Annotated in this window: 17 protein-coding genes; 4 read left to right on the forward strand and 13 right to left on the reverse strand. The window is 63.6% G+C overall.

Features of this window, described 5'->3' with window-relative positions; translation table 11 throughout:
* Window positions 1-11: 11 nt before the first annotated feature.
* The 4 genes from JAO73_RS13955 to JAO73_RS13970 all read right to left on the reverse strand — a co-directional run bounded on the left by JAO73_RS13955 (window position 12) and on the right by JAO73_RS13970 (window position 5426).
* Window positions 12-1445 carry a hypothetical protein gene (locus JAO73_RS13955; protein WP_198977671.1) on the reverse strand — a complete coding sequence of 478 codons (1434 nt, stop codon included), beginning with the start codon at window positions 1443-1445 and terminating at the stop codon, window positions 12-14.
* A gap of 37 nt (window positions 1446-1482) precedes the next feature.
* Window positions 1483-2706, reverse strand: a complete 1224-nt coding sequence (locus tag JAO73_RS13960; RefSeq protein WP_198977674.1) for an OmpP1/FadL family transporter — start codon at window positions 2704-2706, stop codon at window positions 1483-1485.
* A gap of 177 nt (window positions 2707-2883) precedes the next feature.
* Window positions 2884-3894 (reverse strand): endolytic transglycosylase MltG, encoded by a 1011-nt coding sequence (gene mltG / locus JAO73_RS13965; RefSeq protein ID WP_198977681.1) that lies wholly within the window; start codon window positions 3892-3894, stop codon window positions 2884-2886.
* Window positions 3895-3920: 26 nt separating this feature from the next.
* The gene (locus JAO73_RS13970; RefSeq protein ID WP_198977683.1) at window positions 3921-5426 is read right to left on the reverse strand and encodes a helix-turn-helix domain-containing protein; all 1506 of its coding nucleotides are present in this window, start codon (window positions 5424-5426) and stop codon (window positions 3921-3923) included.
* 268 nt (window positions 5427-5694) lie between these two features.
* Between JAO73_RS13970 and aceB the strand changes: the two genes are divergently transcribed.
* Together aceB and aceA are read left to right on the forward strand one after the other, a co-directional pair.
* Window positions 5695-7320: a malate synthase A gene (gene aceB, locus JAO73_RS13975; protein WP_198977685.1), complete on the forward strand. Its 1626-nt coding sequence runs from the start codon at window positions 5695-5697 to the stop codon at window positions 7318-7320.
* Between the two features lie 208 nt (window positions 7321-7528).
* Entirely contained in the window at window positions 7529-8812 is a 1284-nt protein-coding gene (gene aceA / locus JAO73_RS13980; RefSeq protein ID WP_198977687.1) for an isocitrate lyase, read from the forward strand.
* Between the two features lie 67 nt (window positions 8813-8879).
* Here aceA and JAO73_RS13985 read toward each other — a convergent pair whose 3' ends face one another.
* From JAO73_RS13985 to JAO73_RS13995, 3 genes are all read right to left on the reverse strand, one after another.
* Complete coding sequence (locus JAO73_RS13985) at window positions 8880-10049, reverse strand: ribonuclease D (RefSeq protein ID WP_198977693.1); 1170 nt, start codon at window positions 10047-10049, stop codon at window positions 8880-8882.
* Window positions 10050-10308: 259 nt separating this feature from the next.
* Window positions 10309-11220, reverse strand: a complete 912-nt coding sequence (locus JAO73_RS13990) for a prohibitin family protein (protein ID WP_198977695.1) — start codon at window positions 11218-11220, stop codon at window positions 10309-10311.
* A 75-nt stretch (window positions 11221-11295) separates the two neighbouring features.
* Entirely contained in the window at window positions 11296-11775 is a 480-nt protein-coding gene (locus JAO73_RS13995) for a hypothetical protein (protein ID WP_198977697.1), read from the reverse strand.
* Between the two features lie 141 nt (window positions 11776-11916).
* On the opposite strand from JAO73_RS13995, the gene JAO73_RS14000 reads away from it, so the two are divergent.
* Window positions 11917-12150 carry a hypothetical protein gene (locus tag JAO73_RS14000; protein WP_198977699.1) on the forward strand — a complete coding sequence of 78 codons (234 nt, stop codon included), beginning with the start codon at window positions 11917-11919 and terminating at the stop codon, window positions 12148-12150.
* 88 nt (window positions 12151-12238) lie between these two features.
* Here JAO73_RS14000 and JAO73_RS14005 read toward each other — a convergent pair whose 3' ends face one another.
* From JAO73_RS14005 to JAO73_RS14015, 3 genes are all read right to left on the reverse strand, one after another.
* On the reverse strand, window positions 12239-12559 hold the full coding sequence (locus JAO73_RS14005; protein WP_190927545.1) for a hypothetical protein: 321 nt from the start codon (window positions 12557-12559) through the stop codon (window positions 12239-12241).
* Between the two features lie 115 nt (window positions 12560-12674).
* On the reverse strand, window positions 12675-13916 hold the full coding sequence (locus tag JAO73_RS14010; protein ID WP_198977703.1) for an S-adenosylmethionine:tRNA ribosyltransferase-isomerase: 1242 nt from the start codon (window positions 13914-13916) through the stop codon (window positions 12675-12677).
* Window positions 13917-14032: 116 nt separating this feature from the next.
* Window positions 14033-14836, reverse strand: coding sequence for a class I SAM-dependent methyltransferase (locus JAO73_RS14015; protein WP_198977704.1), 804 nt, complete (start codon window positions 14834-14836; stop codon window positions 14033-14035).
* Between the two features lie 217 nt (window positions 14837-15053).
* Between JAO73_RS14015 and JAO73_RS14020 the strand changes: the two genes are divergently transcribed.
* A complete protein-coding gene (locus tag JAO73_RS14020) occupies window positions 15054-15683 on the forward strand; it encodes a hypothetical protein (protein ID WP_198977705.1) in 630 nt (209 codons plus the stop codon).
* Window positions 15684-15751: 68 nt separating this feature from the next.
* On the opposite strand, the gene priA is transcribed toward JAO73_RS14020, so the two are convergent.
* From priA to JAO73_RS14035, 3 genes are all read right to left on the reverse strand, one after another.
* On the reverse strand, window positions 15752-18295 hold the full coding sequence (gene priA, locus JAO73_RS14025; RefSeq protein WP_198977706.1) for a replication restart helicase PriA: 2544 nt from the start codon (window positions 18293-18295) through the stop codon (window positions 15752-15754).
* 66 nt (window positions 18296-18361) lie between these two features.
* Complete coding sequence (locus JAO73_RS14030; protein ID WP_198977707.1) at window positions 18362-20455, reverse strand: thioredoxin domain-containing protein; 2094 nt, start codon at window positions 20453-20455, stop codon at window positions 18362-18364.
* Between the two features lie 72 nt (window positions 20456-20527).
* Window positions 20528-23089 (reverse strand): GSCFA domain-containing protein, encoded by a 2562-nt coding sequence (locus tag JAO73_RS14035; protein WP_198977708.1) that lies wholly within the window; start codon window positions 23087-23089, stop codon window positions 20528-20530.
* Window positions 23090-23169 lie beyond the last annotated feature (80 nt).

Below are 23169 nucleotides of genomic sequence, written 5' to 3' on the forward strand. Positions count from 1 at the left end.
TGAGGGCGGCGCTATTCGGTAGTGCTGGGTAGGTTGTTCACGTCGAGGGCCGGGATGTTGGAACGGTAGGCCCGGTTGATGGCGGCAATGAAGGAATTGGCCAATAAGCCGTTGCCGCGCGGGGTGAGCGAGTAAAAATCGAGCGAGAAGAAGTTGCCCCGCACCGGCTCGGCCGTGTACACCACGCCGTTGACGGAAATGGCGTTGGTCACGTTGTTGAAGAGAAAGCCGGCGTCGAAAAGGCGCGAATTCTGCGAGGGGTCGATGAGGGGCAGGCCGTAGATACGGGCCAGGCCCGCCAGACCGAAGACCGTGGTGGCGTTGGAAGGCACCGGGTCGAAGTTGTTGTAGTCGTTGATGGCGGCCGTGATGTACACCATTTCGGTGGTGTTTTCCAGCACGTCGGCGTCGCGCACGGGGTTGCGGCTGTCGCGCCCGTAAGGCAGCATCATGGTGGTGCTGCCCACCTGCACCGGGGTGGGCTGCCCGAGGCGCGGCAGAGCCGTGGCCAGAATGTAGTCGCGGTCGGTGATGCGCTGCGAAGCACCGGGTACGAAAGGCGTTTCGATGTACAGCGGCAGCTGGTCTTTGTAGTAGGCTTGCAGGCGCGCTTCTACCTCGTTGCCGCGGCCCTGGCTCAGCAGCGGGAGGGAGGTGATGGCCGGCAGCTTCACAATGACGCCGGGCCGCTTGTTGGCGGTCAGCACGTCGAGGATGCGCTTGGCGGCTCGCTTCATGGGAAGGCTGGAGGGAATGGCGCCGCAAGTGCCCCCGCTGCGCACGAAAGGCATGATTTCATCCAGGCCCATGAAATAGCTGAAGAACGTGGCCGAGGAGGCCGCTGTGCTCAGCACCTGGAAATACGTCCGGTCGTCGCCGGCCGGCAGCAGGCGCTCGAAGTAGGGGTTGACCGGCCGTGAGCCCACGGAGGCCTCGTTGCCCAGCCCCACCGCATCAATCTGGCTCAGCATCAGGCCCGGCACGCCCAGGTTCTGGGGCAGCGTGGCGGCCGTGCTGCTGCGCTTGAGCAGGCGCAGGGTGTCGGGCGCGGTGCCGCAGGCGCTGGTCAGGAGCACGGTGCGGCGCACGGCCGTGCCGGGCACGCGTTTGGCTTGCAGAAAGCCCGTGGGCGAGTAGCCATTAAAGGCCAGGCGGAACGAGCCTTCGTTGCCATCGAAGAGCGGCTGCACAAAGCCCGCGCCCGGCGAGGCATTCTGAAACTGCCGGGCCAGCAAATTCACGAAGGAATACTCCTGGCTGGTGCGCGTGAGGCCGCCGTTGCTGAGGCCGGCGGTGTAGCCGTCGCCCACGGCGAGGTAACGGCTCACATCCAAGCCCACCACGGGGGTGGGAGTGTCCTGATTGGGGGCGCAGGCGTGGAGGAACAGGGCAGCGCTGGCGGCGAGGCCGGCCCGGCGCAAGCCATTGGGTATAAAGAGTGTCATCGACAAGATGGAATCAGAAACAGCAGGGGAGGGAAGATTAGAACGCCGCCGCCACGCCCAGCGACGCCGTGTGGGTGAGCGTGCGGTAGGTGCCGCTCACGTTGCTCACCAGAAACCTGGTCTGGTCGGCGCGGGCGGTGCGGAGCTGGCCGTAGTCGAAGGCATAGGCCGCTTCCACGGCAAAGCGGCTGTTGAGCTGGTAGCTCAGGCCAGCCGAGACGCCCAGGCGGTTGGCGTCGATAAACTCGGGGTTGATGTATTCGTCGCGGATGGGCGTTTCGTCGTAGCGGAAGCCGCCCAGCACCAGCAGCTTGGGCGTCACCTGGTACTCGGCGCCCACCCGGAAGGCCAGGGCGTCTTCGTAGCGACGGGCCGTGCGCTGCACGCGGGCCGGCACCGGGCCGCTGGCCGCCACGTTGAGCTTGAGCGAGTCGAGCGTGCTCCAGCCGGTGAGGGCAAAGTCGAAGGTGAGCAGCAGCTTCTTGGTGATGCGGTCGGCAATGCCCACCGACAGCGTGCTGGGCAGGTTGATTTGGGTGGTGAAGTCGGCCGCGCCGGGCAGGATGCTGGCGTCGCGGGCCGGAATGCCGGTGGCGTGGAAGGCGCCGTTGTCCATTTTCAGCTTGATGCCGCTGCGGTAGCTGATGCCGAAGGCCAGGTTGTCGCCGGTGCGGCCATACAGGCCCACGTTCACGCCGTAGCCCGAGCCGCTGCTCGTGAGCGTGGCCTGGGCGGTGGGGTCGTCGTATTGGCCCAGGGCGCGGCGCTGGGTGTATTTGCCGAAGGCGTACACCAGGCCCACCCCGGCGCTGAAGTTGTCGTTCAGCTTAAAGCCCACCGTGGGCTGCGCGAAAAAGGTGTTGAGCTTGCTTTCCTGAATCACGGAGCGGCCCTCCCAGGTGTCGGGCCATTTGGTGTGGTAGCCGTAGGGCGTGTTGAGGGCCAGGCCCACGCTCACGCGCTTGCTCACGGCGCGGGTGGCGTAGAAATAGCCGCCGGGCAGCACGGTCAGGTCCTGGTCGGTGCGCTGGTACGTATCCTGGCCCACGAAGGACGAGCGTCGAATCTGACCGAAGCCGCCGAAGCTGATGCGCGTGAGCGAGTCACCCCACTGCCCCAGCAGGCCGGGGTTGGTGCTCAGGCCGGCAATGCTGCCGATGTAGGCCGTGCTGGCGCCGCCCAGGCCCAGCACCCGCGCGCCCTGCGGGCCGGTGTCGAAGCCGCTGGCCGCGGCCGTCAATCCAGAGAAGAGAGGAAGCAAAAAAAGAAGACGTGCACGCATACGGACGGTTTTGCGGAAAATTGGGAAACAAAAGTACGCAGCCCAACGCTAGCGGCCCATTGCCCGGCCCCACCGAATAAGACGAAGGCCCGCTACGTCCCCGTCCGGGCGCTTAGCGGCCGGTTATGAAATAATTACGCCGTGGCCGGGCGCGGCTCAGCGTTTCACCCCCAGGCTGTCTAGCCGGTGCTGATAGCGGCGAGCGTTCAGCTTGTGCTGGGCGTAGGTTTCGGCAAAGTCGGAGAAGCCGCTGCCGTCGGGGCGGGCGCAGAAAAACAGGTTGTTGTTGTGCGCCGGCTTCAGCACGGCATCCAGGGAACTGGGGCGTGGCGTGGTGATGGGACCGGGCGGCAGGCCCTTGTGGCGGTAGGTGTTGTAAGGCGAGTCCACTTTCTTGTCCACGTTCAGCACGCGCTTCCGGGTGCCCAGGCCGTGCAGGGGCCACAGCAGGGTGGGGTCGGCCTGCAGGGGCTGGCCGTTGCGCAGCCGGTTGAGGTACACGGCGGCGATAAGCGGCTTGTCGGTGGGCTGAGCGGTTTCGCGCTGCACAATGCTGGCCAGCACGCTTACCTGCGTGCGGGTCATCTTCAGGGAATCGGCCCGGGCCTGGCGCTGGCTGGTCCAGAAACGGCGGTAGCGGGCGGCCGTCGAATCCAGAAAGTCCTGCGCGCTGGTGTTCCACAGGTGCCGGTAGGTGCCCGGAATGAACATCGTGCGAATGGTGCAGGTGTCGAGGCCGTAGCGCCGCTGCAGGCCGGCGTTGTCGCCCAGCAGCAGCTCCAGCTTGAAGGAGTCGGCTTCGAGCTGGCGCGTCACCTGGCGGGGCAGCTTGTCGAGGTAGTGAAAGGAATTGAGCTCGAAACGCACCGTGTCCTGCTGGCCGGCCAGCAGCAGGCGCACCAAGTCGCCATTGCCCAGGCCGGGGGCGAGGCGGTAGCGTCCGGCTTTCACGTGCGGCGGGTAGTCGTGGGTTTCGGCCACCCAACGGAACGTGGCCGGCTCCAGCAGCAACTCGTGTTGCTGCAGTGAGTCCATCACCGCCCCAAACCCCGTGCCCGTGCGGATAAACAAATACGCCGGCCCTTCGGCAAACGCCCGCACGTTGGGCCGGTAAAACACCCGCCACGCCGCGTAGGCGCCGGCACTTAGCACCAGCAGCAACGCCATTCCCGCAATCAACCATCCTCTCTGCATCAGCTATTTCCTTGAACCAGGGCCGTCACGGCAGCTTCAAACGCGGCGCGCTCGGCCTGGCGTTCAATTTCAACGGGTGCGGCGGCGCGGCTTTCGCAGTCCGGGATGGGGCAACGCTCGCAGGTTTCGTTCACGATGCGGAAGTGCAGGGCCGGGTCGGCCAGGAAGCGGACTTGGGCGCGCAGGTTGTCGTCGCAGCGCAGGCCCACGGTCACGCTCAGGGCGGGCTGGGTGGGCGTGCCGGCGCGGGCCAGCGTGAAGCACAGGTACTCGTCGTCGGTGCCGAAATAGCGCGAGCGTTGGGCGCCGGCCACGGTCACGGGCGCCTCGGCGGTGTCGGGCACGGGCAGGGCGCGGGCTTCTTCCATCAGCCGCAAACTCACCCAGCGGCGGCAGTAATGTTCGTTCAACTCGTTGCCGTGCGGATTGTGCAGGCGCGCCAAGTGCAGCTCCTTGGTCAGCTCGAAGGGCGAAGCCGCGTCGCGCTGGTCAAACCGCAGGAAGAACAGGCTCTGCAAACCCAGGTGCCGCGGCAGCAGCGTGGTGAGGCGCTGCATGAACATCTCGGGGCTCACGTCGTACTGCGTCAGTAGGTTCAGCAGCAGCCCGGGGTTCCATTTTTTGGCCCCGAAAACCTTCTTCACGTCGCGCAGCAGGCTTTCTTCTTCCATCAGCAGCGCCCCGGCAAAGTAAGAAGCCTTGAAGTTGTTCAGCACTTCCTCGAAGGTGCGCACCTGCGTGCTGCTGCTCACGTAGGGCCGCTCGGTCAGCTTGAGGTAGTTGAAGGCCACCTCGCGGCCCAGCACAAAGGCCTGCTGGCCCCGGCTCAGGCCCGGCCGCATGAGCAGGCGCTTGGTTTTGGGCTGAAACACGCTACGCAGCCGCGCCTGCGTGGCCACGGGGTGCTGGCCCAGCGTTTCGCGGTCGAGGGTGTAGCCGTATTCCTGGGTGAGCACGCGTTCCAGCTGGCTGAGGTCGAAGGGCGCAGCGGTGGCCAGCTGGTGGCTGCCCACGAAGGCCCGCACGTCCTGCTCCAGGTCCTCGAAGTAGTTGTCGTGCATCTCCTGGAATGAGCGCAGCGCCGCCAGAAACAGGTGCTCCTGCCGCATTTCGTAGTTGCGCGCAATCTCGAAGATGGTGCTGATGAAGGCGTTCATCTTGGCCGGCGCGTTCGCAATCAGGTCGATGATGCGGGCCGGCTCCAGGCCGTACATCTCCAGCGGAAATTCTTTGAGAATCTTGGAGTTGAGCAGCTCGGCAATGGGCTCCAGCCGGCGCGGCAGGGCCAGCGAGGTGAGCTGGTCGTAGCGCACGCCCAGCGCCTGGCTCAAACTCAGAATCTTGTCGGCCTTGGGGTACTTTTTGCCTTTTTCAATCTCGTTGAGGTAGCTCACCGACACGTCGCAGATGCGCGCCAGCTCGCCCGGGCTCAGGCCCCGCTCCTGACGCAGCTCGCGCAGCTTCAAGCCAAAAATGAGGCGGACGACCTGGCCGTGGTTAAGCATTGGATGAGTTGCTGGTTACTAAATGTGCGGTTGTGCCAAGATGCCGGCGCCATCCGAATAGCGCCGCAAACGGGCAGCAAGCGCATTTCTGAGGTACCGGGCAGTGCATCCAAAGGTACGAGGCTCGGCAAATTTTATTCTTTCAGCGAAAATTCGCTAACAAATACAAATTCGCTTGCGTATGTTTGTGCAAGTCGCCGGCCAGCGCTTGCCGCAGCCGTTGGAAATCAGTACCTGAGCCCATCCAGCCACCAACCCACCATTCGCTATGACATTCGCCGACACCGCCCCCGCCCCGACGCCCACCTTCCTCACGCCCGAACGGGTGAAGGTCCTCGGCACCTACTCTCCGGAATTTGCCGAAATTCTCACGCCCTCGGCCCTGGCCTTCGTGGCCGAGCTGCACCGCCGCTTCGATGCCACGCGCCGGGCGCTGCTGGCCCGCCGCGTGGAGCGCCAGGCCGATTTCGCCGCGGGCATCCTGCCCGATTTTCTGCCCGAAACCCAGCGCTTGCGCGAGCAGGAGTGGACCGTGGCGCCCCTGCCCGAAGACCTGCTCGACCGCCGCGTGGAAATCACCGGCCCGGTGGAGCGCAAGATGATAATCAACGCCCTGAACTCCGGCGCCAGCGTGTTCATGGCCGATTTAGAAGACTCGAATTCGCCCACCTGGGAGAACGTGGTGCAGGGCCAAATCAACCTGCGCGACGCCGTGCGCCGCACCATCTCGCTGAGCACGCCCACCAAGGAATACCGCCTGAACGAGAAAACCGCCGTGCTCATGGTGCGCCCCCGCGGCTGGCATCTGGTAGAGAAGCATGTGTTGGTCGACGGCGAGCCCATCAGCGCCTCGCTGCTTGATTTTGGCCTCTATTATTTCCACAATGCCCACGAGCTCTGCGCCCGCGGCTCGGCGCCGTACTTCTACCTGCCCAAGCTGGAAAGCCACCTTGAGGCGCGGCTGTGGAACGACGTGTTTGGCTTTGCGCAATGGTCCTTGAAGCTGCCCAAGTGCCTCATCAAAGCCACCGTGCTGATTGAGACGCTGTCGGCGGCGTTTGAGCTGAACGAGATTTTGTGGGAGCTGCGCGAGCACAGCGCCGGGCTGAATTGCGGGCGCTGGGACTACATTTTTAGCTACATCAAGCGCTTGGGTTTGAACCCGAAGTTCCGGCTGCCCAACCGTGCGGAGGTCACCATGACCGTGCCCTTCATGGCTGCTTATTCTCAACTCGTAGTGCAAACCTGCCACCGGCGCGGGGTGCACGCCATCGGCGGCATGGCCGCCCAGATTCCCATCAAAAACGACCCGGCCGCTAACGAAGCCGCTTTGGAAAAGGTGCGGCAGGACAAAATCCGCGAAGCCACCAACGGCCACGACGGCACCTGGGTGGCCCATCCCGGCCTGGTGCCCGTGGCGCTGGAGGTCTTCAACCGCCTCATGCCCGGCCCCAACCAAATCGGGAACAAGCGCCCCGACGTGCACGTCTCGGCCGCCGACCTGGTGCGTGCCCCCCAAGGCGCCATCACCGAAGACGGCCTGAAGCTGAACATCGACGTGGCCATTCAGTACCTGGCCTCCTGGCTGGGCGGCAACGGCTGCGTGCCCATCTACAACCTGATGGAAGACGCCGCCACGGCCGAAATCAGCCGCGCGCAGGTGTGGCAGTGGCTGCACACGCCCGGCACCACCCTGGCCGACGGCCGCCCCGTGACGCCCGAGCTGTACCGCGCGCTGGTGCCCGGCCAGCTGGAGAAAATCAAAGGCCAGGTAGGGGAGGATGCTTTCGAAAATGGCCACTATCTGGAAGCCGCCCGCCTTTTTGATAAGCTGGTGATGAGCGAGGAGTTCATCGAATTCCTGACCGTGCCGGCCTACGAGCAGCTGGCTTAGCAAGATGTAGAGACGCAATATGTTGCGTCTCGTCGTCCGCGTCGCTCACAACTCGCTCGGGTGGCATCGTGCCACGCAAGTCGTTCAACGAGAAGACGCAAAATGTTGCGTCTCTACCCCAATCGAATATGCTAAAAAAGCCGCTTCTCAAGCAGCCTGGCCACGCTTTGCCCATCCCAACCCCAACCTTTCACTAACTCAACTCCTAATGAAATCGCACCAGCAACGCACCGCCGACCTGGCCCTCGACTGGGCCCACAACCCTCGCTGGATTGGCATTCAGCGCCCCTACTCGCCGCAGGATGTGGTGAAGCTGCAGGGTTCCGTGCACATTGAGCATTCGCTGGCCCGCCAAGGGGCCGAACGGCTGTGGGAGCTGCTGCACTCGCAGGCCTACGTGGCCGGCCTGGGCGCCCTCACCGGCAACCAAGCCGTGCAGGAGGTGCAAGCCGGCTTGCAGGCCATTTACCTCAGCGGCTGGCAGGTAGCGGCCGATGCCAACGGCGCCGGCCACATGTACCCCGACCAAAGCCTCTACCCCGTGGACAGCGTGCCCGCCGTGGTGCGCCGCATCAACAACACCTTGCTGCGCGCCGACCAGATTCAGCACCTCGACGGCCGCGCCGACGTGCACTACCTCGCGCCCATCGTGGCCGATGCCGAAGCCGGCTTTGGGGGCAACCTGAATGCCTTTGAGCTGATGAAGATGATGATAGAGGCCGGGGCGGCCGGGGTGCATTTCGAAGACCAGCTGTCGTCGGCCAAGAAGTGCGGACACCTGGGCGGAAAGGTGCTGGTGCCCACCCAGGAAGCCATCAACAAGCTGGTGGCGGCCCGGCTGGCGGCCGACGTGCTGGGCGTGCCCACGCTCATCGTGGCCCGCACCGACGCCGACGCGGCCGACCTGCTCACGGCCGACGTGGACCCGCGCGACCAGCCCTTCATCCTGCAGGAAGCCGAGCGCACCAGCGAAGGCTTCTACCGCATTCGCTGCGGCGTGGAAGCCGGCATTGCCCGCGGCCTGGCCTACGCGCCCTACGCCGACCTCCTCTGGATGGAAACGTCCCACCCCGACCTGGACGATGCCCGCAAATTTGCCGAAGCCATTCACGCCCAATACCCCGGCAAGCTGCTGGCCTACAATTGCTCCCCTTCCTTCAACTGGGCCGCCAAATTGAGCAAGGCGCAGATGGAAACCTTCCGCGAAGAGCTGGCGGCGCTGGGCTATAAGTTTCAGTTCATTACCCTGGCCGGCTTCCATGCGCTCAACACCAGCATGTTTGAGCTGGCGCAGGCCTACCGGCAGCGCGGCATGGCCGGCTATTCGGAATTGCAGGAACGGGAGTTTGCCTTGCAAAAGGACGGCTACCAAGCCGTGAAGCACCAATCCTTCGTGGGCACGGGCTACTTCGACGCCGTGCAGAACGTGGTGACCAGCAACCAAACCAGCACGGCGGCACTTGTGGGCAGCACCGAGGAAGCGCAGTTCTGACGTTAGCGCACAAAAAAGCCCGCCGCATTGCGCAATGCGGCGGGCTTTTTTTGTGCGTTACGCTGGCCTACGCAAACGGCGCGGCCAGTTGCTCGTAGCTCTCGCCGTGGCGCTCGGCCGACTCGCGGAGCAACTGCTGCTGCCAGGGCCGCAAGGCAGCGTCAGCGCCCAGCTCGATGATGTCGGCAATGAGGCGGTTGCTGAGCACCATGTTGGCCATGGTGCTGCCGTGGTCGGTGGCGAGGTGCGTTTTGAGCGTGTTGAGCAAGGTTTCGCGGGCTTCGGCGCGGGTGGCGGCGGGGCCGTTGAGGCGGCGGCGGAACGGAAACTTGCGCTGGTCGGCGGGGAGGGGCGTGTCGGGGGCCAGGTCGGTGGTGCCGATGGCCAGCAATTGCTCTGCGTAGGGCGAGCGTTTCAGTTCGGGGTGCAGGCCGTTGGCGGTGCGCAGCTGCAGGGGCGTCTCGATGGGCTTGCGCGTGAGCTCGGCCAGCTTGTCGTTGCTGAGCACGTGGTAGGGCGGGCGGTCGAGCTGCCGCGCCACGGCATCGCGCAGCAGGTACAGCTCCCGAAAAATGGGCATTTCCTGGGGCGTAATCTTGTATTTGGCGGCGTTGCGCGACCACGGGCGCGGGTCGTCGCGGCCGTAGCGCACGGCTTCGAGGGCCAGGTTTTCCTGGGCGGCCCAGTCGGTGCGGCCCAGCTCTTCGAGGCGGGCGCTGAGGCGGTCGGTGAGCTCAAACAGGTAGAGCACGTCGTTGGCGGCGTACTCCTTTTGGGCTTCGCTGAGTGGGCGCTTCAGCCAGTTGGATTTTTGCTCGCCCTTGTCCACCTCAAAGCCCAGTTCGGCCTGAATGAGGCGGCCCAGCGAAATGTTGTTGTCCTCAGCCGCCAGCAGCGTGAATTGCACGCTCGTGTCCACGATGTTGCGGCAGTTGACGCTGAACAACTCGTCGAGCAGCAGTATGTCGGACTTGCAGGAATGGAATACCTTGGCCACGGCCGGGTTGCGCAGCACCGCAAACAAGGGTTCGAGGCCGGCGGCCATGTCGCTCAGCAGCAGGGGGTCGATGAGGTAAACCTGCTGGCCATCAAACACCTGAATCAGCGCCAGGTGCCGGCCGTAGCGGTGGCGCATGTCGTCAAATTCTAGGTCGATGCCAATGCGGGGCAGTGTGGCGAAGTGGGCAGCCGCCTCGGCAATGGCTTCGGCAGTGGTGATATAATGAATGGTGGGCATTGAAACGAAGGACAAGTCAGGAGGGCCGAGCCGCCGCGCCGCGAAGGTCTGGCGCGGTAAAGGTAGGCACGCGCGGCAGGCCACGGTAAACCACCGCCACAACCGGCCGCTTCTGCCATGGCTAGCACACCAGCGCCAGCCAGTGGTGGGCCGGCCAAAATCATGGTGGACAAGGTGGCCGAGTTGCTTCGGCAGTCGTTATATACGTCCTAAAACAGTGATAAGGGCCTAGCCTGGGAGCCGGCACATCGCGCCTGTCTTACTTGTCGCCCAGCAGCAGTTGGGGCCCGTTACCGCGGCCCCCGCCCATGATGATGACCTTGGCGTTGGGCGAGGTGGCAATGGCTTGGTTGGCTTTGATGGTTTCGTACTGCAGCAGCTTGTCGCTCAGCTCGGTGTTCACGATGCGCTGGTAGTCGGCAATGCCCTGGGCCTCCACGCGCTTGCGCTCGGCCTCCTGCTTTTCCTTTTGCAGCACAAACTGCATTTTCTGGGCGTCCTGCTCGGCCGAAATCTTGCTTTCGATGCTGGCCTTCACCGAGGGCGGCAGCTGAATGTTGCGGATGAGCAACTGGTCGAGCTTGAGGCCGCTGCTGCGAAAATCTTTCTCGATGGCCGCCAGAATGCGGGTTTGAAACTCCTCGCGGCGCGTGGAGTACAGCGACACGGCGTCGTAGTACACGGCATTGTCGCGAATGCGAGTGCGCGAGATGGCCCGCACAATCTTCTCTTGATAGTCCTCGCCAATGGTCGAGAGGATGCGCGGCGCTTCGGACGGCACCACGTGGTAGAGCACAGTGAGGTCGATGACAACTTCGAGCCCGTCGGCCGACAGCACCCGGATGGCGTCGTCGCCGGCTTGCTGGCCCTCGCTGTGCTGCGCCGACATGGTGTAATTCTGGGTGCGGGTATCGAAGCGGGTCACGTCCACCAGCGGGTTCACCACATTCAGACCGGGCTGGAGTACGCGCTTCTGCACCTGCCCAAACAGCGTTTGCACGCCCACCTGGCCCACGCCCACCTGCACCACCGTGCTCAGCGAGATGCCCAGCAGCAAAAAGGCAATGCCCAACAACACGAGGCCTCCCCGAAGCCGCTCCATGCGTTCGGAAAAACGCGCGGCATTCAGCCCCAGCACAAGGAGAACGAAGCCAACAATGGTGAGTGCCATGGAGCGGTTGGAATTGGGGGAGAAGGTGAGAGTAAACGCAGAGCGAATAGGAAGAGGAGTATTTGGCGGCGGGGACTATTCTTCGTCGGTGTCGTCGTCCTCGTCGGTAGTGAAATCGAGGGTGCGGGCTAATTCTACGCCCTCGCGGGCCACTTCTTCCAGCAACTCGGGCGCATCGGCGTCGAGGGTGCGGCCGAAGAGATTGAGCAGCTCTTCGCCTTCATCGTTCACGTACAGGTTGTCGTAAAGGCGGTCGAAGAGCTTGGCTTCGCGGCCCACAATGCGGTCGATGTCCTCGGGCGAGCGGGCTTCGGAGAGGGCGCGGTGCAATACGTCGAGCACTTGGCGGCTGGCGTCGTGGTCGCCCAGCTCGCTCACCAGCTTCAGCAGGGCCATGGCCAGCCCCAGGCGCACCTGCTCGAAGCGGAAAGGGCGCTGGGCGCTGGGCGCGGCGCGCAGTTGGTCGTAGGCCTGCAGCGCGGTGGGGGCGAGGTAGTACTTCACGTCGTTGGGCGCGGTGAAGGCCAGGTGGAGGAGCTGTTCGTAGGGTGACATAAGCAAATGGCGGAATGGCCGCAACGCGGCCGGTTTTGGTGCGTAGGCTAAAAGCCGAAAGGTACGCGGCAGCGCCAAGCCAACGGCTGAATCGGCGCGTCGCGGCGTTCATTACATCCCTGCCACGATTCTGCTTTTGCAATGACACACAAAACCAAATGGTTGCTGTTTTCGCCCCTGGGCCTCGTTACCATCGGCGCCGGCGCCTGCCTAGTGCAGTGGGCCGGCCAACTCAAAGAAAAGCGCGTGCCCACCGGGCAGTGGGTGGCCGCGGGCACGGCCGCCCTGGTCGTCTTCAACGCCGGCGTCAGCCTGTTTGGCCAGGGCGTGGTGGAGCGAGTGTTGCACGAAATACGCGAAAAGCCTGCCGCGTAAGCAGCGGCGAATGCACAAAAAAAACCCTGGCCAGCAAAGGCCAGGGTTTTCACGGAAATACGGAAAGGGAACAGGGGAGGCTTCGATGCTACTCGGTTTTGTCTTCCAATTTAGCCGAGCCTTCTTTGGCTTTGCCACTCACTTTGTTGGCGCCGCGCTTCACGGCGTGGCCGGTTTTCTTGGCGCCCGATTTGATGGCGTGGCCGGTTTTGTGCGCTACGTTGCCAGCGGCGTCTTTGGTGTTGTCGAGGGCGGCGCCCACGTTGGTTTTGCCGGTTTTGGTCACCACTTTCTGTGTGCCGTTATCGCGCGTCTTCACCTCCGTTTTGGGGGCGGCGGGCGTTACATCTTGCGCGTAGCTGGCGGTAGCAAAAGCGCAAAGGGCGAGCAACAAGGTTACTTTTTTCATGGTTGGTCAGAAGGGAAAATAAGGGTAAGTCCGGCCTTTTACGGTCGGTGTTTTCAAAGGTTCTGGCAAGGACCGGGCCGCAAATAAAAATCTGGTTTCGGCCGCTCCTAAGCGCCTACGGCAACAGCAGGGAGCTGTCGCCATAGCTCAGAAAACGGTACCCGTTGGCCAGCGCGTGCTCGTACACCGCGCGCCAGCCCGGCCCCAGCAGCGCCGCCACCAGCAGCAGCAGCGTGCTCTCGGGTTGGTGAAAATTCGTAATCAACCCGTCAATCACCCGAAACCGGTAGCCCGGTGCAATGAGCAGCTGGGTGCGGGCCTCCAGAGTCTCGGTGCCCGCCGCTTCCAGGTGGTGCAGCAGGGCCGTCAGGGCTTGCTCGGGGCTGAGGTTGGCGGCGGCCTCGGCCAGCTCGTAGGGCTGCCACTGTGTAACCAGCAGCTCGCTGCCAGCTACTGCGGGCGCGGCCAGGAGCCCCACGCCCAGCCAGTACAACGTCTCCAGCGTGCGCAAGCTGGTGGTGCCCACTGCCACCACGGGCCGCGGCCGGTGCGCAAGCAGCTGCCGCAGCAGCGCCGCCGTCACCAATATGGGCTCGGTGTGCATGGGGTGGCCGGCCATGCGGTCGGCCTTCACAGGCTGAAAGGTGCCAGCGCCCACGTGCAGCGTCACGTGGCCGGTTTCAAAACCCCGCTCGGCCAGCTCAGCCAGCAGCTCGGGGGTGAAGTGCAGGCCGGCCGTGGGCGCGGCCACGGCGCCCTCGGCGGCGGCATACACGGTTTGGTAGCGCACGGCGTCGGTGGCCGTGTCGGGCCGGTCGATGTAGGGCGGCAGCGGCAGGTGGCCGGCCGCGCGCAGCACTTCGGCAAAAGGCAGCTCAGCCGGCGTCCAGCTGAAATCGATGAGGGCGGTGCCGGCTTCCTGCTCGCGGCGCACGGCCGTGAGGCGGGCTTCTTGTCCATCTGAGGCCAGGAAAGTCAGCTCCACCGGGCCTTCTTTCCAGCGGCGGCCGTTGCCCACCAAGCAGCGCCAGGTGCACGCGCCGGGTTGCTGCAGGGCCAGCTCTAGGCTGCGGTGGGGCGCCACCGGCTCCAGGCAAAACAATTCTACCTGCCCGCCCGTGGGCCGCCGGGCCAGCAGCCGCGCCCGCACCACGCGGGTATCGTTAAAAATGAGCAGAGCGCCGGGCGGCAGCTCGTTGGGCAGGTCGCGAAAATTCTTGTCGGTGAGCTGCCCGTGGCGGCTCACCAGCAGGCGGCTGGCGGCGCGGTCGGGGAGGGGCTCGGGCGCAATGCGCTCGGCCGGCAGGGCATAGGTGAAGTCGTGAATGGCAAGCTGGCGCGGGTCGGGAGCAGTCATAGGCCCGCAAAGGTCGGAAACCCGGAGGCAGTTAAAAGGGGAGCGTTAAAAGTTAAAAATCCCGGCGGGTATGAAGGGCCGGGATTTCAACTTTTAACGCTTTCCTTTTAACTCCTCTACAGCTTGCGCCGAAACAACAGCAAATGTTGCTGCGGCAGCGTCTCGTTGCTCTCGATGAACTCCAGGCCCACGGCGGCCATTTCCTTGCGGGCCTGCTCCACGCTCATCTTGTGAATGCGCTTGATGGGCACGTTGGGGTCTTCGGCGCGATATTCCACCAGCGCCAGCCGGCCGGTGCCGGGTTTCAGCGCCCGGCGAATGGCCCGGCCCATTTCGCGCGGGTGGTCAAATTCGTGGTACGCGTCCACGATGAGCACCAGGTCCACGCTGTCGGCGGGCAGGGCAGGGCTGGTGGTGGTGCCGAGCACAGGCCGCACGTTGGGCGCTTTGAGCTTGCGCTTGTTGGCTTGCAGGGCCGCTATCATCTCGGGCTGAATGTCGACGGCCAGCACGCGGCCCTGGGGTACTTTCTTGGCCAACTGGAAGGAGAAGAAACCCGTGCCCGCGCCAATGTCGGCCACCACGTCGGTGGGCTTGAGCTGCAGCGCTTTGAGGAGCAAGTCGGTGCCTTCTTCCTGTCGGCGGCCGGTGCGCTCCAGCCAGCTGGCGCCCTCGTGGCCCATCACGTGGGCAATCTGGCGGCCCAGGTAATAGGTGCCAATGCCGTTGGGGTCGCGCGGCGGGGCGGTTTCGTAGCCGCTGGTGTCGGTGCGCACCACGGCTTGCAGGCGCTGCTCGGCCGTGGCCGACGGCCGGGTTTCGGCCGGCAGCTGGGTGCAGCCCCAGAGCAGCAAACCAGCGCTGCCACCGATACTCACGGCGCTCAGGGCGCCCTGCCAGGTTGAAAAATGGTGCCTCATACGATTCGCAAGTAAACACATCCCAGGCAGTCAACAGCAATTCCGGGCAGTGCGTTCAGCGCGGGCCGGAGGGCCGCTTGGGCAGCCAGCGCGCCCTCATTTCGGGCTTAAAGAAAGAAGAGTATTGATTAAAAAAGGAAATCGTGGTCAGGGAATCGCCGCTTTCTACTTTTGGCCGTAGAACGAGCATTTCGCTTACCCTATTACCCTTTTTGCCATGAAAAACATTTTTCCCTCCTTCGCCAAACTGGCGGTTGTTGCCTTCGGCGCACTCACCTTGGGCAGCTGCAACCGGGCCGAGTACGCCATGCTGCCCAAAGGCGCCTCCTACCACGGCGTGACGCGCGTGGCCACCCCGGTGCCCACGAAGCCGGAAGCTGCTGCCCCTGCCGCTTCAGAAGCTGTGGTTGCCCCGCAGGAGCCCGTAGTCGCTTCGGAAGCAGTTGCCGCTACTGCCACGCCCCAGGCAGCCAAAGCCGCTTCGGCTCCGGCTGCCAAATCGGTGGCTATCACTGAGCCCGCCGTGAGCCCCGCCGAAATCAGCGCCGCTGCCCCGGCCGTAGCCGATGCCGCGCCCGCCCGCAAGCTGAACGGCATTCAGCGCTTGGCTCTTAACAAAGTGACCAAGAAGGTAGACAAGCTGGTGCAGAAAGCAACGGCCCGCCAGCAAGGCAACACGGCTTCGGTTACCAAAGGCGGCGTGAGCGGCAACCTGCGCCTGGGCATCATCCTCATGGTTATCGGCGCGCTCATCGCGCTGTTGCCCGGGTTGTTCCGGGTGCTGGGCCTCATCGTTTTCATCGTGGGCGTGCTCTTCCTGCTCCTCTGGGTGCTCGACCAGGCATAAACCGGCCACACTTAATCAAACAAAAAAGCCCCGCTCAGCAACTGAGCGGGGCTTTTTTGTGGAAGGAACTACATCGGGTCTACGTCGGCCACCAGGCGGGCCTGTTTGAACTCCTTGTGGTCGCGCACCACGTCCATCGCCGCGCAAATCTGCTCTTTGGCCCACTTCAGCACGGTATGAGCACGGTCGAGCTTAATGGTGATTTCCTGCAGGTAGAAGTTGCGAATGCGGAAGATGTAGGGCGCCTCCGGTCCCAGCACCGCCGCCCGGCCCAGGCGGTCCACCAGCTCCTGGGTGAGCAGGATGGCGGCCGCCTCGCCCACGCCCTGGTCCATGTGCTTCACCGTCATTTTAATGACGCGCATGAAGGGCGGGTAACCGTGCTCGTGCCGCTGCACGATTTCGTAGTTGTAAAACTCGATGTAGTCGTTGCGGATGACTTTGTCGAAAATCACCTGCGTGGGGTCGGCCGTCTGGATGATGACCTTGCCCTTCTTGCCCTTGCGCCCGGCGCGGCCGCTCACTTGCACAAACATCTGGTAGGCCCGCTCGTGCGCCCGGAAATCGGGGTAGTGGATGATGCTGTCGGCGTTGATGATGCCCACGAGACTCACGTTGGCAAAGTCGAGGCCCTTGGTCACCATCTGAGTGCCCACCAGCACATTGGTGTTTTGTTTTTCAAAGTCGGCAATAATTTGCTGGTAGCTGTTTTTGGCGCGGGTCGTGTCCAGGTCCATGCGCTGGATGTTGGCCTGCGGCAGCATGATTTTGAGGTCGTCCTCAATCTTCTCGGTGCCGAAGCCCTGGGTTTTCACGGCGCGCGAGCCGCAGGCGGGGCACTTGCTCACCATGGAGTCGTGGTAGCCGCAGTAGTGGCAGCGCAGCTCGTGGCTGTGCTTGTGGTAGCTCAGGCTCACGGCGCAGTTGGTGCACTTGGGTATCCAGCCGCAGTCCTGGCAGGCCACCACGGGCGCGTAGCCGCGGCGGTTCTGGAACAGAATCACCTGTTCCTTGGCGCCCAGCTTGCGCTCGATTTCGCCCAGCAAATCGGCCGTGAAGTGGTTGTGCATGGTTTTGTGCTCGCGGGCCTTGCGGGTGTCCACCAGTTCGATGTCCGGCATGCCAGCCTCGCCGAAGCGCTTGGTGAGGCTCACCAGCCCGTAGCGGCCCTGCTTGGCCTGGTAGTAGGTTTCCACGGCCGGCGTGGCCGAACCCAGCAGCGTTTTGGCGCCCTGGAAGTTGGCCATCATCAGGGCCACTTCGCGGGCGTTGTAGCGCGGGGCGGGCTCGTACTGCTTGTAGGAGGACTCATGCTCCTCGTCCACAATAATGAGTGAGAGGTTATCAAACGGCAAAAACACCGCCGAGCGCACGCCCACCACCACCTGAAAACGACCCGATAGCACGCCGTTCCATACTTCCACCCGCTCGTTGTCGGAAAACTTGGAGTGGTACACGCCCAGCCGCGAGCCAAACACGCGCAGCAGGCGCCCCACAATCTGGGCCGTGAGGGCAATTTCGGGCAGCAGGTACAGCACCTGCCCGCCGCTTTCCAGCGCCTTGCGAATGAGGTCGATGTAGATTTCGGTCTTGCCGGCGCCCGTCACGCCGTGCAGCAGCACGATTTCCTTCTCGGCGAAATGCGCCATGATTTCATCGCGCGCCGTAGTTTGAGCCTCAGTGAGGTCGAAATGCAGCTTGGCCGTGGGCTCATCCTCCAGCGGAAAGCGGCTCACAATGACGTCGAACTGCTCCAGCACGCCGTTTTTGATGAGCGTGTTCACGGCCGAGGCCGAGAGGTGCGGGCTGCTGGTGAGGGCGGCTTTCTCGATGCCTTTGTGGTTGGCGTGCTCGTTTTGGTACACGGGCACGCGCTGCAGGTACTTCATCAGCACATCGAGCTGCTTGGGCTTGCTGCTGAGGCTGTTGAAGAGCATTTCAATCGAGGCCTCCGACACAAAATGGTGCGCCAGCCGCACCTTCTTCACCACCTTGGGCGCGTACTTATCGGCCGTGTGCTCAAAAAGGAAAATGACGTCCTTGTGCATCAGGGACTTTATCACCTTGTGGAAGGAGGTGATGCCGAGCAAGTCGCCCACTTCGGTGAAGGTCAGCGCCTTGCCGTCTTCCACATTGCCCAGCGCGTCCACAATCAGCTCTTCCTGTGGGGTGAGCGGGTACTCGTTTTCTTCCCGCGAAAAGCCGGGGTGCAGTTGAATGCGCGACTCCGAACTCAGCTTGAGCGCGGAGGGCAGGGCCGCATTTATCACCTCGCCGATGGTGCACATGTAGTAGTCGGCCATCCAGCGGAACAGCTTGAGCTGCGGCTGCGTGACCACCGGCGCGTCGTCGATGAATTCGAGGATGTATTTGGCCTGGTACTCTTTGGGCGCGTTCTCGTGCACGGCCGCCACGATGCAGCTGAGCGTCTTTTTGGCCCCAAACTGCACGATGACGCGCCCGCCAATCACCACGTTATCGTTCAGCTCATACGGCACCCGGTAGGTGTAGAGCCGGGGCAGGGGCAAGGGCAAAATAACGTCGGCAAACAGCGTCACCCGGTCGGCCGAGGGCGCGGCAGCAGGCGAAATAAAATCAAGCGCGAGATTCAAAACAACGGATAACTAGGGGCGGATAGTAAAGATAACAGGGCCGTAGCGCCGCGCCATGCCCCGCCACTACAGGGCCGCAAGGGCTTCAGCAACGCTATATACCGGGGCTAAACAGGCCCGATTGCGGCACACGTGCACGGCCGTCTGGCCTTCGGCGCCGGGTTTCAGCAGCTTGAGCAGCGGCAGCTCCGAACGGGTTTCGGTGCCGGCTAGCACGGTATCAAACAAAAAGCGGCGGCTAAGTTCTTCGCGAAAAACCTCCGCCTCCGGGCCGATGATGGCCACTTCGGCACCCGGCCGCAGCAGAGCCGCGTACAGCGCCGCCCAGTTGCTGAGGTGCTGGGCTTCTTTCACCACTAGGTGGCGCACCTGGGCCAGCATGGCTACGGCCAGGTCGGCGTAGCGCACGTGTTCGAGGTGGCGGCCCAGGCGGTGCAGGTTGTGCGCCATCACGGAGTTAGAACTGGGGATGACGTTGTCCATCAGTTCCTTTTTGCGGGCAATGAGGGCTTCAGCCGTGGCGTCGGTGTAAAAAAACTGGGTTTCGGCGGGGTCGAAGAAATTGGCCAGCACGTACTCCGTTAGGGCTTCGGCCTCGCGCAGCCAGCTTTCCACGAAGCTGACTTCGTATAGACTGATGTAGGCCTGAATGACCAGCGCGTAGTCTTCCAGAAAGCCGCTGATGCTGGCCCGGCCGTTTTTGCAGGTCCGAAACAGGCCTGCCCCGTTGCGCAGGTTTCGCTGAATAAACTGCGCGTTGCGCTCAGCCACCACCAGAAATTCCGGCTCGCCAAAAGCCCGGTATGCGTCGGTGAGGCCTTGCAGCATCAGGACGTTCCAGCCGGTGAGAATCTTGTCGTCGAGACCGGGGCGCACGCGCGTTGCGCGCACGGCCATGATTTTTTGCTTCCAGCCCGCCACCAACTCCGGCACTACGTCGGGCGCCAGCTGGTGCTCGGCGGCAAAATCCTCATCACTCTGCCGACGGTGCAGAATGTTGCGGCCGTGCTCCCAGTTGCCCAGGGCCGTGCAGTTGTAGTAGGCCGAAAAAAGTGGCTCCTCGTCGCCAAGTATGTCCTGCAGCTCTTCCTTGGTGAAGACGTAAAATTTGCCCTCTTCCCCTTCGCTGTCGGCATCCAGCGAGGAATAGAAGCCGCCCTCGGCATTGGTCAGTTCCAGTCGAATGAATTCCACGGTATCGTACACCACTTCCCGAAATAGCTCGTTTTGCGTCAGCTGGTAGGCCTCGCTGTACAAGCTCACCAGTTGCCCGTTGTCGTACAGCATCTTCTCGAAGTGCGGCGCCAGCCACTCCGCGTCCACCGAGTACCGGGCAAAACCGCCGTGTGCTTGGTCATAGATGCCGCCCCAGGCCATTTCGCGCAGCGTGAGCATCGTCTGGTCTAGCACTGCCTGGCTGCCGCTGATGGCATAGGCCCGCAGCAAAAACCGCCAGATGCTGGGCATCGGGAATTTAGGGACGCGGTTGAGCCCGCCGCGCTCGGGGTCAAACTTGGCGGCAAGGTTGTACATCAGCAGCTTGAACTCGTCGTCTGACACGCCGGCCGGGCCGGTTTCCGGCGCCACGCCGATGGCTTGCAGGGCCGAGTAGTCGGCCTCCTGCGCGGCGTTGGCGTTGAGCGCGCCGTATTTGGCCAGCTCGCTTTTCGCAATCACCTCCACAAACCGCTCAGCCGACTGCTCCAGCTCGGTGCGGTGCTCACCGGCGTAGGCCTGGCCGATGTTTTCGAGCAGCTGCACCCAGTTGCCCTTCGGGAAATAGGTTCCGCCGTAAAACGGCTTGGCCTCCGAAGTCAGAAACACGTTCAGCGGCCAGCCACCCTGCAGGCCCATGGCGTGCAAGGCCTCCATATACACCTGGTCGACATCGGGCCGCTCCTCACGGTCTACTTTGATGCAAACGAAGTGCTGGTTCATCACCGCGGCCACTGCGGCGTCTTCAAACGACTCGCGCTCCATCACGTGGCACCAGTGGCAAGCCGCGTAGCCGATGCTCACCAGAATGGGTTTCTGCTCCGCTGTGGCCCGTCCCAGCGCATCCGGTCCCCACGGGTACCAGTCCACGGGGTTGTGGGCGTGCTGCTGCAGATACGGACTGGTTTCCTGAGCGAGGCGATTGGACGAAAGAGCGTGTGCCATGGCGGAAGGGGAGGAGTAAAGCAACGGTAATAAAACGCCAAACCCGGCGCAAAGGCCGGGTTTGGGGATGAATTAAGCCGGTTTGGTGGGCTTTCTCGGAGCCTTGGGCTTTGCGGCCTTCGGTTTGGGTACCGGAAGAATGGCATCCGTTTCCGGTGCAGTGGCCGAAGCAGGCTTGGGGGCGGCTTTCGAGCGGGTGGCTTTTGCCTTAGGCGCCACTGGCGGAGTTTCTGGCAATGCTGCAGTCAGTGTCGGCGAGGTAGCAGGGCCTTCCGTGGCTGCTTTTGGTGCTTTGCTTCTGCTGGCGGGCGTCTTCTTTACCGGTTTCGGCGCCTCAGATTGAGTTTCGGCAAGAGCAGCTTTGGGCGTGGTACGAGCGTTGGAAGCGGCCTTTTTGGGCGTAACCGTCGGCTCCACCAGCGAGGCCGAAGAGCCTGTCATGCGCCCGGCGGCCACCTGCGTGCGCAGCTGGGTAGCATCGGGCACGGGCACCACCGGTGTGTCTACGGCCGGCTTCTCGGTACGTGCTCCGCTGATAGCCCGCGATTTGGAGCGACTCGGTCGGCGAGACGCAGGGGCATTCTCCTGCGCCGGGGCTACGGCTTGCGCCGCAACCGCGGGGGCTTCAATCGGCAGCGCAGCCACGGCTAGCGGCGGCTGTTCTGCCGATTCGGCTGCCGCTAGTGGGCTTTCACTCGCTGCTGGAGCTTCGGCAGCGAGTGCCGGCACCGCATTCAGCGCGTCGAGCGCGGTGCGCGGCTGCGTTGCCTCCGCGGCTGCCTGAGCCGGCTTTTTCTTTTTGCGATTCCGACTGTTGCGCGGAGCACGCTCCGGCGCGCTATCCGGCTGTGCATCAGTCACTCCATCTGGTGCCACGGAAAGGCTTGCCTGAGTTGCCATTGGCAGCGTCGGCAGCTCGGCATCCACCCGCACCGGTTCCTCCGCCGGCAGCGGTACTTCTGCGGGCTGAGGAGCCGCGAAGAGCGGCACGCGAGGCACGCGCCCGCCTTCGTCGCGTCGGCCGCCCCGTTTCACGGGCACCGATTTGGTAATGACGCTCACTTTAGGAGCCTCCAACGGCACTTCCGACTCTGCCATGTCTCCGGTCGCAGGCGCAACTGCCGCGTCGGGTACATTATCCTGGCCCAGTTCAGCGGCCAGCCGAAGCGCATGCTTGCGAGCCGTGCGCTTGGCTCCGCCCCGTGAGCGCCGTTTTTTCTTCTTCACCGGCTCCTGGCCGATTGCCTCGGCCAATGCTTCTGTAGTAGCTGCGGCTGGCTCCAGCGCAGGCGTTGCTGGCAGCAGAGTGGTTTCTGTACTCGGCGCGTCTTCTGCCTGTGGCTCTGTAACCCATGCTGGTGCCTGATACTGCTCCGCCTCACTAGGAACAGCCGATTGGCCCTTACCACGGCCGTCGCGACGGCCCCGCTCGTTCCGGCCCGAACGGTTGCGCTGCGAGCGAAACTCCTCCGGCGACATGCGCGGCGGCCGGCCTTCCCCGCGCGAAGCCGCCAGCGTTTCGGCCGCGGCCTCAGCCACCACCGGGGTCGTGTCAACGGGCCGCTCCACGACCGAAACGGCGGAGTCTGCCCCGATATCAATCCGTTCTTCGTCGTCTTCCAGTTCGGCCACCGGCTCCGGTTGGCGCGGCTCGGGCAAGGCCGCCAGCTGCGTGCGCACGGTGCGCAGTTCCTCGCTCACTTCCACCCGGCGCAAGCTCAGCTGCTCCAGCTTCTGCAGCGTGCTTTCCAAAAACTGACGGTGCTCCGGCGCCCCGATGTGCAGCGGCCGGTGGCCCAGCGACTGCCGCACCGAAGCCCATTCCTTGCGGAAACGGCCAAATTCAGCGTCGAAATACGTTCGTGCAAACTTCTCCCAAATGTAATCCTCGGCCACTTCCGACGGATGCAGCATGTCGGCTGCGTAAAAGCGGTAGTCGCGCAGGTCATCGACCAGCAGCTCGTAAGCGGGGAAATACGCCACGCCCGGCAGTAAGTCGCTCACAATGTGCGTCGCCACCCGCAGCACCGATTTGCTCACGGCATTCAGCGGCAGCGTGTCTTTCAAATGCCGCACCGGGCTCACCGTTAGCACGAAGCGCAGCTTTGGGTTGATGCGCCGCAGGTAAGCGTGCGTCTCGGCCAGTCCGTTGATGATGTCGTCGGGCGTCAGAAGCTCGCGCACAAACAAGTCGGCGGGCTGCTTGTGGCAGTTGTTCACCAGCTCGCCCGTTTCGCGCAGGCGGTAGGCCCAGGCAGTGCCCAGCGTGAGCAGCACCAGGTCGGCCGAGCGCAGAAACTCGCCCGTGCGGCGCACCAGCTCCTGAATGTGCTGCAGAAGTTCCACGGGCGAGTCGGCTCCCACGCTGCTGTGCAGGTCGTAGCTCTGCCATCGCCCGCGGGCCTCCACCACGTGCTGCTGCCAGTCTACGTCTTCGCCCGCGGCGGCACGCAGCAGTTTGGCCAGCGCCAGGGGCTGAAACACGGTGCCAAAGGGGTTTGCCAGTGCCTCCACCTTGTTGGCCAGCAGGCGCGAGCCGATGCTGTCGGCAAAGCAGGAGCCCATGGTCAGGACCCGCGCCGTGCGCGAAAGCTGGTCCGTGGCCGGGGCGATGGGTAGTTCAGTTCTAAACATTACAGCAAAAATAGGCCGTTAGCCGGTTCGCCCCCGGTTGCCGGAATAAAAAAAGCCCCGCCAGCAGGCAGGGCTTTTCT

The organism is Hymenobacter miniatus (assembly GCF_016427455.1).
Classification (GTDB): Bacteria; Bacteroidota; Bacteroidia; order Cytophagales; family Hymenobacteraceae; genus Hymenobacter; species Hymenobacter armeniacus.